The following is a 15,071-nucleotide window of genomic DNA, read 5'->3' on the forward strand; positions in this document are numbered from 1 at the left end:
GGTGGCGAACCTCTACCGGGACACGGGCGTGGTCCTGCGGGTGCACAAGCTCGGCGAGGCCGACCGGATCATCACGCTGCTCACCCAGCGGCACGGCAAGGTGCGCGCGGTGGCCAAGGGCGTGCGCCGCACGTCGTCCAGGTTCGGCGCGCGGCTGGAGCCGTTCGGGCACGTCGACGTGCAGTTCTACCCCGGCCGGTCGCTGGACGTGATCACCCAGGTGGAGACGCTGGACGCGTTCGGGGTGGTCCTGGTGGACGACTACCAGCGCTACACGGCGGCGTGCGCGGTGCTGGAGACCGCCGACCGGCTCACGTCCGAGGAGGGCGAACCCGTCCTGCGGCTGTACCTGCTGGTCACGGGCGCGCTGCGGGCCCTCGCGGCCAAGGAGCGGGACGCGTCGCTCATCCTGGACGCCTACCTGATGCGCGCGATGGCGTTCGCGGGGTGGGCGCCGGCGGTCGACGAGTGCGCCCGCTGCGGCGACCCGGGACCGCACAAGGCGTTCAACGTGCACGCGGGCGGCATGGTGTGCCCGCGCTGCCGCCCGCCCGGCAGCGCCTCGCCGTCCGCCGACACCCTGCGCCTGCTCGCCGCGCTGCTGCACGGCCGGTGGGACGTGGTGGACGGCATCCCCACCGGGGCCCGCCGCGACGCCAGCGGGCTGGTCGCCGCGCACCTGCAGTGGCACCTGGAACGGCAGCTGCGCTCGCTGCCGTTGGTCGAGCGAAAGGCGCAGTCCGCGGACGGTTAGAGTCGCCTGCCGCACCACCGAACCCCCTCCGAAGCTCACCCACGAGAGGACAGCCATGCTCCGCCGACGGCGGGTTGAGCGCGTCCAGCGCGTTCCCCGACCCCCGGAACCGCACCCCACCGGCGCCACGCCCCCGGTGCTGCCCGTCGACCTCGTGCCCAGGCACATCGCGATCGTGATGGACGGCAACGGCCGCTGGGCCAACCAGCGCGGCCTGTCCCGCATCGAGGGGCACAAGCGCGGCGAGGCCGTCGTGGTCGAGGCGGCCAAGGGCGCCATCGAGATGGGCGTGAAGTGGCTGTCGCTGTACGCGTTCTCCACGGAGAACTGGCGGCGCAGCCCGGAGGAGGTCCGCTTCCTGATGGGCTTCAGCCGGGACGTGATCCACCACCGCACCGACGAGCTGGACGAGCTGGGCGTGCGGGTGCGCTGGGCGGGCAGGCGGCCGAGGCTGTGGCGCAGCGTCATCAAGGAGCTGGAGGTCGCCGAGGAGCGCACGAAGGACAACGACGTGCTGAACCTGGCGATGTGCATCAACTACGGCGGGCGGGCCGAGGTCGGTGACGCCGCGCGGGAGATCGCCCGGCGGGTGGCGTCGGGCGAGCTCAACCCGGAGAAGGTCGACGAGCGGACCATCGCCAAGTACCTGTACCAGCCCGACATGCCGGACGTGGACCTGTTCATCCGGCCGTCCGGCGAGCAGCGCACGTCGAACTTCCTGCTGTGGCAGTCGGCGTACGCGGAGATGGTGTTCCAGGACATCCTGTGGCCGGACTTCGACCGGCAGGACCTGTGGCGTGCGTGCGAGGCGTACGCCATGCGCGACCGGCGCTTCGGTGGCGCCGTGGACAAGCCCGACGTGGAGGATTCCTAAGTGACCGACCAGGACGCCAAGGTGACCGCGGAGCTGCTGACCGCGGCCCGCGAGGCGTTGGAGATGTTCCACGAGGTGCACGTCGACGACGACGGCGCGCTGAGCTTCCGGCACGCCGAGGTGCCGTGCGCGGTGCAGGCGATGCGGCTGGCCGAGGGCCTGACCGTGCTCAGCCTGACCTGCGTGGTGGCGTGGGACCTGCCCGATGACCGGAACCTGGCCGTGTCCGCCGCCGAACGTGCAGGTCAGGGCCTGTTCGGCACGCTCGGCGTCGTGCGCACCGAGCGGGGGATGGACGTGACGCTGCGGTACGCGTTCCCGGCCGAGGGCCTCAAGCCGGAGCCGTTGAGCACGTTGTTGATGTTGGTCGTGTCCACTGCCTCGCAGCTGCGCAACGAGCTGCTGGCCGAAACCGGGGACGGTGCCTGATGGCTGGTGTGATCGTGTACGAGCCCGATGACGAGAGCGACGTCGAGGGCCTGCCGTGGGCCATCACGTTCGAGGCGTCGGCGGGGGAGGAGTGGGCCTCCTTCGTGTGCGGGCCGTACGAGCGCGACGACGCGGTGAGGCTGGCCGAGGAGGTGCTGGCCTCCAGCCGCGGCGTCACGGCCGTGGTCGAGCCGCTGCTGCCGGTGACGGAAGCGGTGGACGTGCTGGCGACCATCGCGGAGCTGCGCGACGAGGCCGAGGAGGGCTGACCGCTCCCGGGACCACGCCGTCACCCTTTCGACGGCAGAGTTCCGGGACGCGCCTCGCTACGGTGGCGGGACCGTGCCTGCCGGAGGTGTCCCGTGACCGTGAGGACCGCTGTCGCATCGGTCGCGGTGGCGCTGGTCGCGGCCGCCTGGTCGCTGGTGCCGGTTGGTGCGGCGGTGGCGGCGGCGGGCATCACCGTGACCGGCGTCTCGGTCGGTGACTACCCGGACGACGGCCTGTGGGTCGTCGGGACCGCCACCTGCTCCACCACCACCGGGACCGGCACGGTCGACGTGTCGGCCTTCCAGATCCTGCTCGGCGCGAACGCCTTCGGATCCGGCACCACCACCATCTCGTGCGCGGACCAACCGGCCTACTGGTCGGTGTTCGCGAGCACCGGGGCCGGGTGCTTCTACCCCGGCACCGGTTCCGGGTGCTTCCAGCACAACTCGCTGGCCAGCGCGTTCGCCACGCTGACCAGGGCCGGTGTGGCGGAGGCGTCCCACGGAGGACCCTTCCCGACCTGATCGGGCCGGGAGCCAGCCCCACCACCAGCGCCCGGAGGTGCTCGTGCGAGCCAGGAAACTTGCGGTGCTGGTCGGAGCGGCGTTGACGGCGGCCGCGTGGTCGTTGGCGCCGGTCGGGACGGCGGTCGCCGCGGCGGGCATCACCACCACCGGCGTGTCGCTCGTCAGCTCCCCGCAGCCCGGCTTGCAGGTCTACGGGACGGCCACCTGCTCCACCACCACGGGCACGGCCACCGTCTACGTGTCGGCCCTCCAGCTGATGGACACGGTCATCGGCAGCGGGACCACCACGATCTCGTGCGCCGACCAGCCCGCCCACTGGACGGTGTTCGCCGGCCCCGGCTCTGCGTGCACCCCCTTCCCGAACCACACCGGGTGCTTCCGCCCCAACTCGGTGGTCAACGTGTTCGCCACGCTGACCAGGAACGGCGTGCAGGAGGCGTACCAGGGCGGCGGCTTCTCGACCTGACCGGCGGCGCGTCCCCCGGCCGACTGCCGGGCGGTCGGCCGGGTCTCTGGCATCATCCCGACAGTGACAATCACTGGCGAGATCCGCGGATCACGCCCGCGCCGCACACCGCCGCGCTGGAGGATCACTTCGCTGGAAGTGCTCTGCGCGCTGCTCGTGCTGGCGCTGGTGTTGCAGGACTGGCTGGTCGGGGTGCTCGACGTGCCGGTGCTGCGGACCGCGTCCACGGTGTTCGTGGCGGTCTGCGTGCAGGCGCTGCCGTTCCTGGTGCTCGGCGTCCTGATCAGCGGTGCGATCGCGGCTTTCGTGCCGGCGAGCGCGCTGCGCCGGGCGTTGCCGAGCAGGACCGCGCTGGCCGTGCCCATCGCGGGTGTCGCGGGTGTCGCGCTGCCCGGCTGCGAGTGCGCGTCCGTGCCCGTCTCCCGCCGCCTGATGCAGCAGGGCGTGGCGCCGTCCGTGGCGCTGACGTTTTTGCTCGCGGCGCCGGCGGTGAACCCGATCGTGCTGGTGTCGACGGCGGTGGCGTTCCCGAACGCGCCGGTCATGGTGCCCGCGCGGTTCGCCGGTGCGCTGCTCACCGCGGTCGCGATGGGCTGGTTGTGGACCCGGTTCGGCAAGGCCGAGTGGATCGCGGAACGCGCGCTGCGCCGCCTGCCCGACCACGACGGCACGTCCCGCTGGGCGGTGTTCGCCGAGACCGCGCGGCACGACCTGGTGGACGCGGGCGGGTTCCTCGTGCTCGGCGGCGTGTTCGCCTCGGTGTTCAACGTCCTGGTGCCGCAGGCGTGGCTGGAGACGCTGGGCGGCCAGGTCGTGCTGGCCGTGGTGGTGCTGTCGGTGCTGGCCGTGGTGCTGGCGCTGTGCAGCGAGGCGGACGCGTTCGTCGCCGCCTCGATGTCGGCGTTGCCGCTGCTGCCCCGGCTGGTGTTCCTCGTGGTCGGCCCGGCGGTCGACGTCAAGCTCGTCGCGCTGCAGGCCGGCGCGTTCGGCAGGTCCTTCGCGGTCCGCTTCGCCCCGGCCACGTTCGTGGTGGCGATCGCGTCGGCGCTGGTGGCGGGAGCGGTGTTCCTATGAGGGGTGCGGACCGATGAGGCGTGAGACGCAGAACATCCTGCTGGTGCTGCTCGGCGGCGCGCTGCTGAAGCTGTCGCTGACCGGCACGTACCTGCGGTACGTCAAGGAGTCGTTGCAGCCGTGGCTGGTGGCGACCGGCGCGGTCATGGTGGTGCTGGCCGTGGTGTCGATCGCGCGGGACATCCGCGGCGGTCGTGAGCAGGCGGGCGAGGACGGCGGGCACCCCGGCGAGCACGGCGGGCACGAGCACGGCACGTCCCGCAGCCCGTGGATGCTGCTGCTGCCCGTGCTGGCGGTGTTCCTGATCAGCCCGCCGGCGCTCGGCGCGGACACGGTCAACCGGTCCGAGCGCAACGCCGCGCAGGAGGCCAAGTCGTCGAACGGGTTCGCGCCGCTGCCGTCCGACGAGGTCGTCCCGCTCACCATCACCGAGTTCGTCACCCGCACGGCGTGGGACGACTCCGGCTCCCTGGACGACCGCACGGTCAAGCTGACCGGCTTCGTGGTGCGCAAGGACGCGGACGTGTTCATCGCCCGGCTGACCATCTCCTGCTGCGCCGCCGACGCCTCGCCGGTCAAGGCGAAGATGGTGGGTCAGGACCTCGCCGCGCTGCCGACCGACCAGTGGGTCGAGGCCACCGGCCGGGTGGTGCCCGGCTCAGCGACCAGGGAGAGCGCGTTCGTGCCGACGTTCACCGTGGCGCGGGTCGTGCCGGTCCCCGCGCCCGAGGACACCTACGAGGGCTGAGCCGGGCGCGGGGCGCTACGAGGACCGGGCCTGGGCCTTGCCGCAGCAGTCGCTGCACGTGCCGAAGATCTCCACGGTGTGGCTGACCTCGACGAACCCGTTCTCCGCCGCGACCCGGTCGGCCCACTTCTCCACCGCCGGACCCTCCACCTCGACCGTGCGACCGCAGTTGCGGCACACCAGGTGGTGGTGGTGGTGCTGCGAGCAGCGGCGGTAGATCGCCTCGCCGGAGTCGGTGCGCAGCACGTCGACCTCGCCCGCGTCGGCGAGGGACTGCAGCGTGCGGTAGACCGTGGTCAGGCCGATGCCCTCGCCGCGCTTGCGCAGCTCCTCGTGCAGTTCCTGCGCCGAGCGGAACTCACCGAGCGAGTCGAGCAGCTTGGACACGGCGGTGCGCTGCTTGGTCGAACGCAGCCCGGGCACCGCGGTGGTCGGACGCTCGCTTGTGGTCACATCTCCTCCGTCCGGGGGGTCCGGTCGGTCTGGTCGACACCACGCGGCCCCTCGTCCACGTGGGTCACCGCGTCCACGACGATGTGGGCCAGGTGCTCGTCCACGAGCCGGTACACGACCTCGCGGCCGTGCCGCTCGCCGTGCACCACGCCCGCGGCCTTGAGCACCCGCAGGTGCTGGCTGATCAACGGCTGGGCCACGCCCAGCGCCTCGACCAGCTCGTGCACGCACCGGTCGGCCTCGCGCAGTTGCAGCACGATCGCGATCCGCACCGGCGCGGCGAGCGCGCGCAGCAGCTCACCGGCCGCGGACAGGGTCCGGGTCGGCTTGCGCGGCGCCGGTGGTGGTACGCGGCGTTCCGGGGAGTGCACGTGTTCCCCCCGCACTCCGACCGTCACGGCGCCTCCCACGTGGTATGGATTTTCACCACCGATACTACGGCGCTACAGCACGGACACCGCGATGAGCACCAGCACGGCGAGCACGAGCACCCTCAGGACGCGCGCGCTCGGCGGTAGCAGGGGCCACGTGGTCGCGAGCAGCACCGCCACCCCGAGCGCCAGCAGGCCCAGCAGCAGGGCGCCCACCGGGCCCCGGAGCCACACGCCCAGCCCGAACAGCACGAGGACCAGCAGGAACGCCGCCGGCGCGGGCACCCGCGAGAGCGGTCCGGCACCGGGGATCAGGGTCCGCTTCGAGTTACCAGCCACCGTGGCATCCTTGCACCGTGCTGCTCGTGTGCCGCTTCACCGTGGCGGAAACCGGGGTCGAGGCCTTCACCGGGCGTGTCGACCGGGCGTTGGCGCTGCTCACGGCCCAGCCCGGCTGCCGGCGGGCCCAGCTGTCGCGGTCCACCGACGAGGCGGACCGGTTCGTGCTGACCGTCGAGTTCGACTCGGTGGTGGCCTACCGGCGGGCGATGTCGCCGTTCGAGGTGCGTGAGCACGTCATCCCCCTGCTGTCGGAGGCGAGCACCGACGAGCCGGCCGCCTACGAGCCGCTGCTGGTCGCCGCCGACGGCGAGGTGCGCCGCGAGGTGAGCCTGCTGGCCCGTGACGCGGGCACCGTCCGCCTGGGCGAGGCCGCCGGCCCCACCACCCCGCGCTGACCCCGCTCCGCCCGCGCACCCGCCCCGCCCGCGCCGACCTGCGGCTCACCCGCCGCCGACCGGGCTGCCCCCGCCCCGCGCGCCGACCGCGGCAACCGCAGTCGCTCGATGGTGATCAGAGGGCAGCGACTACGCTGGCAAGCCCGTTTCCCGTCCCTTCCAGCATCTCCCGATGGAGTGTCCGTGGCAGCCGATCGCATCGAGACCGTCGTCAGCCTGTGCAAGCGTCGCGGGTTCGTCTACCCGTGTGGCGAGATCTACGGCGGCACCAGGTCGGCCTGGGACTACGGTCCGCTCGGCGTCGAGCTGAAGGACAACATCAAGCGCCAGTGGTGGAACTTCATGGTGCGGGGCCGCGAGGACGTCGTCGGCCTGGACTCGTCGGTGATCCTGCCGCGCGAGGTGTGGGTGGCGTCCGGTCACGTGGAGGCGTTCGTCGACCCGCTGGTCGAGTGCAACTCCTGCCACAAGCGGTTCCGGCAGGACACGTTGGTCGAGGAGTACGCCGAGCGCACCGGCAAGCAGGTGGCCGAGGGTGACGTGTCCGACGTGCCGTGCCCGAACTGCGGCACCCGCGGCCAGTACACCGAGCCGAAGATGTTCAACGGCCTGCTCAAGACCCACCTCGGTCCGATCGAGACCGACGAGGGCCTGCACTACCTGCGCCCGGAGACCGCGCAGGGCATCTTCACGAACTTCCTCAACGTGCAGACCACGTCGCGCCGCAAGCCGCCGTTCGGCATCGGCCAGATCGGCAAGAGCTTCCGCAACGAGATCACGCCGGGCAACTTCATCTTCCGCACCCGCGAGTTCGAGCAGATGGAGATGGAGTTCTTCGTCGAGCCGGGCACGGACGAGGAATGGCACCAGTACTGGATCGACGAGCGCACGCGCTGGTACAACGAGCTGGGCATCTCCAAGGAGAACCTGCGGCACTACGAGCACCCCAAGGAAAAGCTGTCGCACTACTCGAAGCGCACCGTCGACATCGAGTACCGGTTCCAGTTCGGCGGTCAGGAGTGGGGCGAGCTGGAGGGCATCGCCAACCGCACCGACTTCGACCTCACCACGCACTCGAACCACTCCGGCGTCGACCTGTCGTACTTCGACCAGGCCACCAACTCGCGCTACCGGCCGTTCGTGATCGAGCCCGCCGCGGGCGTCGGCCGGCCGATGATGGCGTTCCTGCTGGAGGCCTACACCGAGGACGAGGCGCCCAACGCCAAGGGCGGCGTGGACAAGCGGGTCGTGCTGCGCCTGGACCGCAGGCTCGCGCCGGTGAAGGCGGCCGTGCTGCCGCTGTCGCGCAACGCCGACCTGTCGCCCAAGGCGAAGGACCTGGCCAACGCCCTGCGCAAGCACTGGAACATCGAGTTCGACGACGCGGGCGCCATCGGCCGCCGCTACCGCAGGCAGGACGAGATCGGCACGCCGTTCTGCGTGACGGTCGACTTCGACACCCTCACCGACCACGCGGTGACCGTGCGCGAGCGGGACACCATGTCGCAGGAGCGGGTGTCGATGGACCAGCTGGAGGGCTACCTGGCCGCGCGCCTGATCGGCGCCTGACGCAGGGCTCGTACCCGGTAACGGCACACCGCGGAAAGGTGATAACACTGCTGTGCGCTTAGTGATCTCCACAGACGATCCGACAGACCTGGAGCCGCTGTACGACTGGCTGGCAGGCGAGCCTGAGCTTTCCGTGCGCAAGCAGGTCTCCCTACCGCGTCCGGGCGAACTGGGCGCGGTGACGGATGCGTTGCTGATCTCAGCGGGCAGCGGCGGCGCTCTGACCGTGTTGGCCGCTTCACTGCGCGGGCTCCTCCAGCAGCCGCGGTGGTCGAAGATCAAGTTGTCGGTGCGGCGGGACGCGGATGGCGCCGTCACCGCCGAGATCGATGCCGACCGCGTCCGCGCGAGTCAGATCGAGGCTCTGCTCGCGCGAATCGTCGACAAGGGCTGACGCCGATGGCCGATCCCGCTTTCGCAGGCGCGCGGATCGTCCTGCTGGGTACGTCGAAGTACAGCGATGAGCGATTACCGGCCATCCCCGTGGCGGGTCGGTGCCTGGATGATCTGCGTGCCGTCTTCACCGACCCGGAGACGGGCCTGGTGCGCCCGGAGCAGTGCACCGTGCTCCTCGACGAGGTGGCGATGCCGGTGCTGGGACGCAAGCTCAACCGAGCGATGGCAGGTGCGGAGGACCTCCTCGTCGTTTACTACGTCGGTCACGGCATCGTCGGTCGTCGCCACGAGTTGTACCTGGGGATGCCCGACAGCGACCTGGACGACCCGGCGTTCGGGTCGCTGCCCTACGTGACCCTGCGTGATCGCGTGCTCGACAGCCCGGCCGCCACTAAGATCGTCGTGCTCGACTGCTGCTACTCCGGCCGCGCGATGGGCGAGCCGATGGCCGATCCCGTGTCAGCGGTCGTCGGCCAACTCGACATCGATGGCACCTACTTGCTCACCTCCGCCCAGCGGGACCAGGTCGCCCTGGTCCTGCCAGGGGAGGACCACACCGCGTTCACCGGTCGGCTGTTGCGCCTGATGCGGAACGGTGTCCCGGACGGTGACGAATACCTGACCATCGATGACCTGTACCGGCAGCTGTCGACGGTGATGACCGGCGAAGGACTGCCTCGTCCGCAGAAGCGGGGGACGCGCACCGCCGACCGCTTTCGCATCATCCGCAACCAGGCCGTCCTGGCTCGAACGGAGGAATCGCTCGACGAGCGCTTCGAAGTCGCGGTCGAGCGCGGTCAGGTCACCGGCTACGCCACTGTGGTCGAAGAGTTGCGAGAGGTGCTCGCCGCCCAACGGGCGCTTCTCGGCGACACCCACGTCAAGTGCATCCGCACGTCCCAGCACCTCGCGCTCGCAATCGGTGCAGCAGGTGACCCGCGCGGTGCGCTGAAGTCACTGCGGAACCTGCTCGACCAGCAGCTCGCGAAGGTCGGGCCGGATGACCGCGACACGTTGCGCAGTCGTCAGTTCATCGCCGTCAACACCATGGCCGCCGGAGAACCGGCGGAGGCGCTGCGGATGCTTCGCGTCCTGCTGCCGGACCGCCGCCGGGTGCTCGGGCCCGAGCACCCGGAGACGGTCCGGACCCAGCACCTGCTCGCCCGCGTCGCAGCCGAGGTCGGGGATCGAGAGGAGGCCGTCGCCTTGTTGGCAGATCTGGCCTCTCGCCCGACGGCCGACCCTCTGACGGCGCAGCGGGTGCTGCGCGACCTGAACCTGCTCCGCGAGAGCGAGGCGCGTGATGTTTGAGCGGTTCACCGACCGTGCTCGTCGAGTGGTTGTCCTCTCCCAGGAGGAAGCCAGGAGCCGCGACCACAACTACATCGGAACCGAGCATGTCCTTCTAGGGCTGATTCGTGAGGGCGACGGAGTAGGGGCCGCGGCTCTCAAACGGATGAGTGTCGACTTTGTGGAGGTCCGGCGACGGGTCGACCAGATCATCGGCCGGGGCTTGACCACGCCGCAGGGGCATGTTCCCTTCACCCCGAGGGCGAAGAGGATCCTCGAGATGGCTCTGCGCGAATCACTCGCGCTCGGACAGAACTACGTCGGCACCGAGCACCTCCTGCTGGGGTTGATGCGGGAAGGTGAGGGGGTGGCCGCGCAGGTCCTAGGGGAGTTCGTCCAGGTTGATGCCGTGCGTGCGAACATCGTCCAGCTACTGAAAAACGACGGTGGGGCGCACGGGGTGAAAGCTGTCCCCCAACCACTCCTCCGGTACGGGACGGACCTGATCGCCGCTGCTGACGAAGGAGAGTTCGGCCCGGTGCACGGGAGGCAGCGAGAGATCCGGCGGGTCGCTCAAGCGCTGACCAGGCACAGCCGGAACAACCCGGTGTTGGTGGGAGATCCGGGAGTGGGCAAGAGCACGATCGTCACCGGGTTGGTTTTTGCGCTGGCGAGGGGCGAGGTTGCCGCTGTGCTGCGCGGAAAGCGGATCTACCGGATCGACGAGCGCTTCCTCACCCGCCAAGAGGAGGTCGCCGGAGCGCTCAACGCGCTGAGTGCCGACTCGGACGCGATCCTGTACGTGGACGAGATAGCCGAGGTCGCGGGTCAGGGACCACTCGGCCCGAAACTCCGCGAAGCGGTGGTGAACCGGCAGTTCCAGGTGGTGAGCACCGCAACCCCCGAGGCCTTCGCGGCCTTGGACCCGGCTTTGCTGCACGTGTTGCAGCCGGTTGCGGTCCCGGAGATGTCGGTGGAGATGGCGGCCGACGTGCTGCGAGGGTTGCGTGATCGCCTTCAGGATCACCACCGGTTGAAGATCACCGACGAGGCGTTGCTCGTCGTGGCCGAGTCCGCTCACAGGTACTTTCGCGCCGATCGGTTGCCGAACAGCGCGATCGACCTGCTCGACGAGGTCTGCGCGCAAGCGCACCCGCTTCCCTTGGCGAACACCGTGGCGTACGAAGCGCGGATCGCGGACGTGCGCCACCGGAAGGAGGAAGCCATCGCCGCCTATGACTTCGAAGCTGCTGCCCGCTTTCGGGACGAGGAGAAGGCACTTCTCGCCGAGCGGACTGCCGAGCGGACCGATTCGACGCAAACACCGGCCGTGGTGACGGAAATCACCGTGGCTCAGGTTGTCGCCGACATGCGGGGCGAGTTGGAGGCGGATCACCGGAAACCGGCCGTGCGTGCCCGGCCATTGGTGGACCCGTTCGCGGAATCCGGTGCGGACCTCTGGATGATCAGCTGAGCCCTGCGGATTTTCCTGCCGTCTTCACGCGGTGTTCGGACGGGCTCACGCCGCGCTCCCGCTTGAACGCCGTGCTCAACGCGAACGCGGTGCTGTAGCCGACCTGCCGGGCGACCGCGCCGACCGTGGCGGACGGCTCGCGCAGCAGGTCGGCGGCGAGCGTGAGCCGCCAGTCGGTCAGGTAGGCCATCGGCGGCCGGCCGACCAGGTCGGTGAACCGCCGGGCCAGCGCCGCCCGCGACACCCCGACCGCGTCGGCCAGCGACCCCACCGTCCACGGGCGGGCCGGGTCGCCGTGCAGCAGCCGCAGCGCGCGCCCCACCACGGGGTCGGCGTGCGCCGAGTACCAGGTCGGCGCGTTCGACTCCGGGCGGCAGAACCAGGCGCGCAGCACGGAGATCAGCAGCAGGTCGAGCAGCCGGTCCAGGACCGACTCCTGGCCGGGTTCGTCGCGGGCGACCTCGTCGGCCAGCAGCGGCACCAGCGGCAGTTCCGTGCGCGGCACGACGAGGAACGGCGGCAGCACCGACAGCAGGCGGCGGCTCACCTCGCCGTCCAACTGGTACGTGCCGCTGAGCAGCACCACCGACCCGTCGGGGTTCGCGCCCCACGTGCGCACGCCCAGGCCCCACTGCTCGCACAGCGCCGCCCCGTCCGGCGTGGTGGTGATCCCGCCGGGGTGCACCACCGCCCGCACGGGCGTGGCGGGGTCGTCGGCCAACCCGTACGGGTCGGGTCCGCGCAGCACCGCCACGTCACCGACGTGCAGCCGCACGGGTGCGGCGTCGTGCGGCAGCAGCCACCCGTCGCCGCGCACCACCGCCACCACGGTCAGCGGCGCGCGGTCCTCGACGCGCAGCGACCACGGCGGGTCCAGGACGGTGCGCATGAGGAACGCGCCACGGGCGCGCGGTCCGTCCAGCAGCCCGGCGAGAGCGTCCACGGAGGTCAGCCTAGAGACGCTCGCGCATGCGTTCGAGCTTCGGAGCGATGGTCGGTCCAGGACCGGTCGACTTGACTGTGCTCATGTTCCCCACGGTGACGATCATCGCGGCCCTGGGCTGCGGGATGATGGCTGGAGTCTTCTTCGCGTTCTCCGCGATGGTCATGCCCGGTCTGCGGCGGACCGACCCGTCGGTCGGCCTGGCCGCCATGCGCGCGATCAACCTGGCCGTGGTGAACCCCGCGTTCCTCGGCGTCCTGCTCGGCACGGCGGTCGTCGGCGCGGTCGCGGCGTTCGGCGGCGGCCCGTGGGCGTGGGCGGGCGCGGCGCTCTACGCCCTGGGCGGGATCGTGCTCACGGCGGCGTTCCACATCCCGCGCAACAGCGCGCTCGAACGGCTCGGCACGCCCGAGTACTGGGCCCGCTACCTCCGCGAGTGGGTGCCCGCGAACCACCTCCGGGCGCTGCTCTCGCTCGCCGCCGCCGCGTCGTTCACCCTCTCCGCCCTCCAGTACTAGTCACTGTGCGTTACGAATTTCCCTGAGAATGATCTGCGTCACGAACCATCGAGTGAATTCGTGTCCGAGCGCGTGAAGACGGTTCCCGATTAACCGCCACGTCACCCGCCTTTGTGACACTGGATTGGAGACGCGGCTCATCGGGGGGTGTCATGACGCGCGTTGTCGTCGTCGCACTCGCGCTGGCGCTCGCGGCCCTGCTCGCCCCGTCGCCGTTCGCCCAGGCCCAGGTCCCGCGGGCGGTTGCGACCGGGCACGCGGTCACCACCGGGTCCGAGGAGGAACCCACCCGCGAGTGCCGCACGGCCCCCGAGCCGCGGGCCTGGTCACCCCGGTCGTCGTCGGCCGGGCCGGTCGCGGGCCCCACCCGCAGGGCGCCCGCCGCGCGGCACCGCGACGTCACCGAGCACGACACCCCGCCCGTCGCACGAGGACGGCAGGAACACCTCCGCTCGTGGTCCACACCATCGGCATTGCAGGTGTTCCGGAACTGATCGGCGCCCCACCGCCAGTCGATCGCATCGTCCGACCACCGACGAGTGGGGAAATCCGATGGAATTCCGTCAACCGGCCCACAGTGCCGTCATGCTTTCGCCGCCACCGTCCCAGGAAATGGGACGAACCCGTGCCGGCGACCGATCACCGACCATCTTCGACCTCCGTGCGGCCTCACGCGCTGTGCACGGCGGCTCCGACTTCCGGGGAGCCGACGCGTGAGCCTCCGGACCGAACGACCCGCCCCGCCGGGGCGGTGGAACCCCTGGCCCGACGTCGGCGCGTCGCTGGTGGTGTTCCTGGTGGCGCTGCCGCTGTGCGTGGGCATCGCCGTCGCCTCCGGCGTCCCGGCGGAGCTCGGCATCATCACCGGCGTGGTGGGCGGCCTCGTGGTCGGCCTCCTGCCCGGCAGCACCATGCAGGTCAGCGGACCGGCGGCGGGCCTGACCGTGCTGGTCGCGGACACCGTCGCGGCGCACGGGCTGCGCGCGCTCGGTCTCATCGTGCTCGGCGCGGGCCTGCTCCAGGTGGCCATGGGCCTGCTGCGCCTGGGCCGCTGGTTCCGCGCCATCTCGCCCGCCGTGGTCCAGGGCATGCTCGCGGGCATCGGCCTGGTGCTCGTGCTGGGCCAGCTCTACCCGTTTGCCGGACAGGACCAGCCGACGACGACCGGGGGCAAGTTCGCCGGGCTCCTCGACCTCGCCCGGGCGGCGGTGACGACGCCGGTCGGCCTGGGCGGCGTGGCCGTCGGCGTGCTGACCCTCGTCGTGGCGTGGCTGTGGAAGCGCACGCCGTGGCGGGCGGTGCCGGGGATGCTGGTGGCCGTCGTGGTCGCGTCCGCGGTCGGCGTGCTGCTGCCGCTGCCGCGGATCTCGATCGGCCCGCTGACCGACGTGGTCGACCTGGTCGACTTCTCGCTGCTGGACACCGGCGTGGTGGGCGCGATGCTGACGTTCGCCCTCGTGGCGTCGGCGGAGAGCCTGTTCAGCGCGGCGGCCGTGGACCGGATGCACAGCGGGCCGCGCACCCGGTACAACCGCGAGCTCGTCGCCCAGGGCGTCGGCAACGCGCTGTGCGGTGTGCTCGGCGCGTTGCCGATGACCGCGGTGATCGTGCGCAGCGCGTCCAACGTGGACGCGGGCGCGCGCACCCGGCTGTCCCGCGTGCTGCACGGCGCCTGGTTGCTCGTGTTCGTGGTGCTGCTGCCGGGCGTGCTGTCCTACGTGCCGCTGGCGGTGCTGGCCGCGCTGCTGGTGCAGGCCGGCTGGAAGCTGCTGGCGCCGGGCAAGGTGCTGGCGCTGGCCCGCGCGGACCGGGCGGAAGCCGCCGTGCTGGTGCTCACCGCCGGGCTGATCGTGCTCACGGACCTGCTCACCGGCACCCTCGTCGGCCTGCTGGCGGCGGTGGTCAAGACGGCCTGGGACATGTCCCGCCTGACCGTCACGGTCACCGCGCACGGCGAGGACCACCACCACGTGGCGGTGCGCGGGAACGCGACGTTCCTCAAGCTGCCGGGCCTGCTGGAGACCCTGGAGGCCGTGCCGGACGGCAGCCGGGTCCGCGTGGACCTGACCGAGGTGCACCACCTCGACCAGGCGTGCGGCCAGGCGATCGAGCACTGGGCCGCGCGGCGCAGCGGCGTGGAGGTGATCCACTGAGGACCGGGGCCCGGCGCGGGACGAC

General features: G+C 71.3%; 20 protein-coding genes. 16 read left to right on the forward strand and 4 right to left on the reverse strand.

The window, feature by feature from the left end; genetic code table 11:
• Position 1 precedes the first annotated feature (1 nt).
• The 8 genes from recO to AB0G02_RS02525 all read left to right on the forward strand — a co-directional run bounded on the left by recO (position 2) and on the right by AB0G02_RS02525 (position 5,142).
• Complete coding sequence (gene recO / locus AB0G02_RS02490) at positions 2–754, forward strand: DNA repair protein RecO (RefSeq protein WP_360788157.1); 753 nt, start codon at positions 2–4, stop codon at positions 752–754.
• A gap of 55 nt (positions 755–809) precedes the next feature.
• Positions 810–1,628 carry an isoprenyl transferase gene (locus tag AB0G02_RS02495; RefSeq protein ID WP_360788159.1) on the forward strand — a complete coding sequence of 273 codons (819 nt, stop codon included), beginning with the start codon at positions 810–812 and terminating at the stop codon, positions 1,626–1,628.
• Positions 1,629–2,057 carry a YbjN domain-containing protein gene (locus AB0G02_RS02500; RefSeq protein WP_360788162.1) on the forward strand — a complete coding sequence of 143 codons (429 nt, stop codon included), beginning with the start codon at positions 1,629–1,631 and terminating at the stop codon, positions 2,055–2,057.
• Positions 2,057–2,326: a hypothetical protein gene (locus tag AB0G02_RS02505; protein ID WP_360788165.1), complete on the forward strand. Its 270-nt coding sequence runs from the start codon at positions 2,057–2,059 to the stop codon at positions 2,324–2,326. The genes AB0G02_RS02500 and AB0G02_RS02505 overlap by 1 nt, the downstream gene beginning before the upstream one ends.
• A 99-nt stretch (positions 2,327–2,425) precedes the next feature.
• The gene (locus tag AB0G02_RS02510) at positions 2,426–2,851 is read left to right on the forward strand and encodes a hypothetical protein (protein ID WP_360788168.1); all 426 of its coding nucleotides are present in this window, start codon (positions 2,426–2,428) and stop codon (positions 2,849–2,851) included.
• Between the two features lie 43 nt (positions 2,852–2,894).
• The gene (locus tag AB0G02_RS02515) at positions 2,895–3,320 is read left to right on the forward strand and encodes a hypothetical protein (RefSeq protein ID WP_360788171.1); all 426 of its coding nucleotides are present in this window, start codon (positions 2,895–2,897) and stop codon (positions 3,318–3,320) included.
• Positions 3,321–3,383: 63 nt separating this feature from the next.
• Positions 3,384–4,394 (forward strand): permease, encoded by a 1,011-nt coding sequence (locus AB0G02_RS02520; protein WP_360788174.1) that lies wholly within the window; start codon positions 3,384–3,386, stop codon positions 4,392–4,394.
• 13 nt (positions 4,395–4,407) lie between these two features.
• On the forward strand, positions 4,408–5,142 hold the full coding sequence (locus AB0G02_RS02525) for a TIGR03943 family protein (RefSeq protein ID WP_360788177.1): 735 nt from the start codon (positions 4,408–4,410) through the stop codon (positions 5,140–5,142).
• Positions 5,143–5,157: 15 nt separating this feature from the next.
• Here AB0G02_RS02525 and AB0G02_RS02530 read toward each other — a convergent pair whose 3' ends face one another.
• The 3 genes from AB0G02_RS02530 to AB0G02_RS02540 all read right to left on the reverse strand — a co-directional run bounded on the left by AB0G02_RS02530 (position 5,158) and on the right by AB0G02_RS02540 (position 6,305).
• A complete protein-coding gene (locus AB0G02_RS02530) occupies positions 5,158–5,595 on the reverse strand; it encodes a Fur family transcriptional regulator (RefSeq protein WP_360788180.1) in 438 nt (145 codons plus the stop codon).
• Positions 5,592–5,966 (reverse strand): metalloregulator ArsR/SmtB family transcription factor, encoded by a 375-nt coding sequence (locus AB0G02_RS02535; RefSeq protein WP_360788239.1) that lies wholly within the window; start codon positions 5,964–5,966, stop codon positions 5,592–5,594. Before AB0G02_RS02535 ends, AB0G02_RS02530 begins: the two co-directional genes overlap by 4 nt.
• A 72-nt stretch (positions 5,967–6,038) precedes the next feature.
• Positions 6,039–6,305 carry a hypothetical protein gene (locus AB0G02_RS02540; RefSeq protein ID WP_360788183.1) on the reverse strand — a complete coding sequence of 89 codons (267 nt, stop codon included), beginning with the start codon at positions 6,303–6,305 and terminating at the stop codon, positions 6,039–6,041.
• 17 nt (positions 6,306–6,322) lie between these two features.
• Here AB0G02_RS02540 and AB0G02_RS02545 point away from each other — a divergent pair, with 17 nt between their 5' ends.
• From AB0G02_RS02545 to AB0G02_RS02565, 5 genes are all read left to right on the forward strand, one after another.
• Entirely contained in the window at positions 6,323–6,703 is a 381-nt protein-coding gene (locus AB0G02_RS02545; protein WP_360788186.1) for an antibiotic biosynthesis monooxygenase family protein, read from the forward strand.
• A gap of 183 nt (positions 6,704–6,886) precedes the next feature.
• Entirely contained in the window at positions 6,887–8,272 is a 1,386-nt protein-coding gene (locus AB0G02_RS02550; protein ID WP_360788189.1) for a glycine--tRNA ligase, read from the forward strand.
• A gap of 52 nt (positions 8,273–8,324) precedes the next feature.
• The gene (locus tag AB0G02_RS02555) at positions 8,325–8,666 is read left to right on the forward strand and encodes a hypothetical protein (protein ID WP_360788192.1); all 342 of its coding nucleotides are present in this window, start codon (positions 8,325–8,327) and stop codon (positions 8,664–8,666) included.
• A 5-nt stretch (positions 8,667–8,671) separates the two neighbouring features.
• Positions 8,672–9,979, forward strand: coding sequence for a tetratricopeptide repeat protein (locus AB0G02_RS02560; protein WP_360788194.1), 1,308 nt, complete (start codon positions 8,672–8,674; stop codon positions 9,977–9,979).
• A complete protein-coding gene (locus tag AB0G02_RS02565) occupies positions 9,972–11,432 on the forward strand; it encodes a Clp protease N-terminal domain-containing protein (protein WP_360788197.1) in 1,461 nt (486 codons plus the stop codon). The genes AB0G02_RS02560 and AB0G02_RS02565 overlap by 8 nt, the downstream gene beginning before the upstream one ends.
• Here AB0G02_RS02565 and AB0G02_RS02570 read toward each other — a convergent pair.
• Positions 11,425–12,375: an AraC family transcriptional regulator gene (locus tag AB0G02_RS02570; protein ID WP_360788200.1), complete on the reverse strand. Its 951-nt coding sequence runs from the start codon at positions 12,373–12,375 to the stop codon at positions 11,425–11,427. The two genes, AB0G02_RS02565 and AB0G02_RS02570, sit on opposite strands and share 8 nt — an antisense overlap.
• Positions 12,376–12,452: 77 nt before the next feature.
• Between AB0G02_RS02570 and AB0G02_RS02575 the strand changes: the two genes are divergently transcribed.
• From AB0G02_RS02575 to AB0G02_RS02585, 3 genes are all read left to right on the forward strand, one after another.
• A complete protein-coding gene (locus AB0G02_RS02575) occupies positions 12,453–12,893 on the forward strand; it encodes an anthrone oxygenase family protein (protein WP_360788242.1) in 441 nt (146 codons plus the stop codon).
• 152 nt (positions 12,894–13,045) lie between these two features.
• The gene (locus tag AB0G02_RS02580) at positions 13,046–13,387 is read left to right on the forward strand and encodes a hypothetical protein (RefSeq protein WP_360788203.1); all 342 of its coding nucleotides are present in this window, start codon (positions 13,046–13,048) and stop codon (positions 13,385–13,387) included.
• A 219-nt stretch (positions 13,388–13,606) separates the two neighbouring features.
• Entirely contained in the window at positions 13,607–15,046 is a 1,440-nt protein-coding gene (locus tag AB0G02_RS02585; RefSeq protein ID WP_360788205.1) for a SulP family inorganic anion transporter, read from the forward strand.
• The last annotated feature ends 25 nt before the right edge of the window (positions 15,047–15,071 follow it).

The sequence above is a fragment of the Actinosynnema sp. NPDC023658 genome, from assembly GCF_040639995.1.
GTDB lineage: Bacteria > Actinomycetota > Actinomycetes > Mycobacteriales > Pseudonocardiaceae > Actinosynnema.

What these genes read in the sequence shown, in the direction of transcription:
- AB0G02_RS02495 (WP_360788159.1), top strand. Translation starts at nt 810, where the DNA reads ATGCTCCGCCGACGGCGGGTTGAGCGCGTCCAGCGCGTTCCCCGACCC.
- AB0G02_RS02560 (WP_360788194.1), top strand. Translation starts at nt 8,672, where the DNA reads ATGGCCGATCCCGCTTTCGCAGGCGCGCGGATCGTCCTGCTGGGTACG.
- AB0G02_RS02525 (WP_360788177.1), top strand. Translation starts at nt 4,408, where the DNA reads ATGAGGCGTGAGACGCAGAACATCCTGCTGGTGCTGCTCGGCGGCGCG.
- AB0G02_RS02565 (WP_360788197.1), top strand. Translation starts at nt 9,972, where the DNA reads ATGTTTGAGCGGTTCACCGACCGTGCTCGTCGAGTGGTTGTCCTCTCC.
- AB0G02_RS02505 (WP_360788165.1), top strand. Translation starts at nt 2,057, where the DNA reads ATGGCTGGTGTGATCGTGTACGAGCCCGATGACGAGAGCGACGTCGAG.
- AB0G02_RS02580 (WP_360788203.1), top strand. Translation starts at nt 13,046, where the DNA reads ATGACGCGCGTTGTCGTCGTCGCACTCGCGCTGGCGCTCGCGGCCCTG.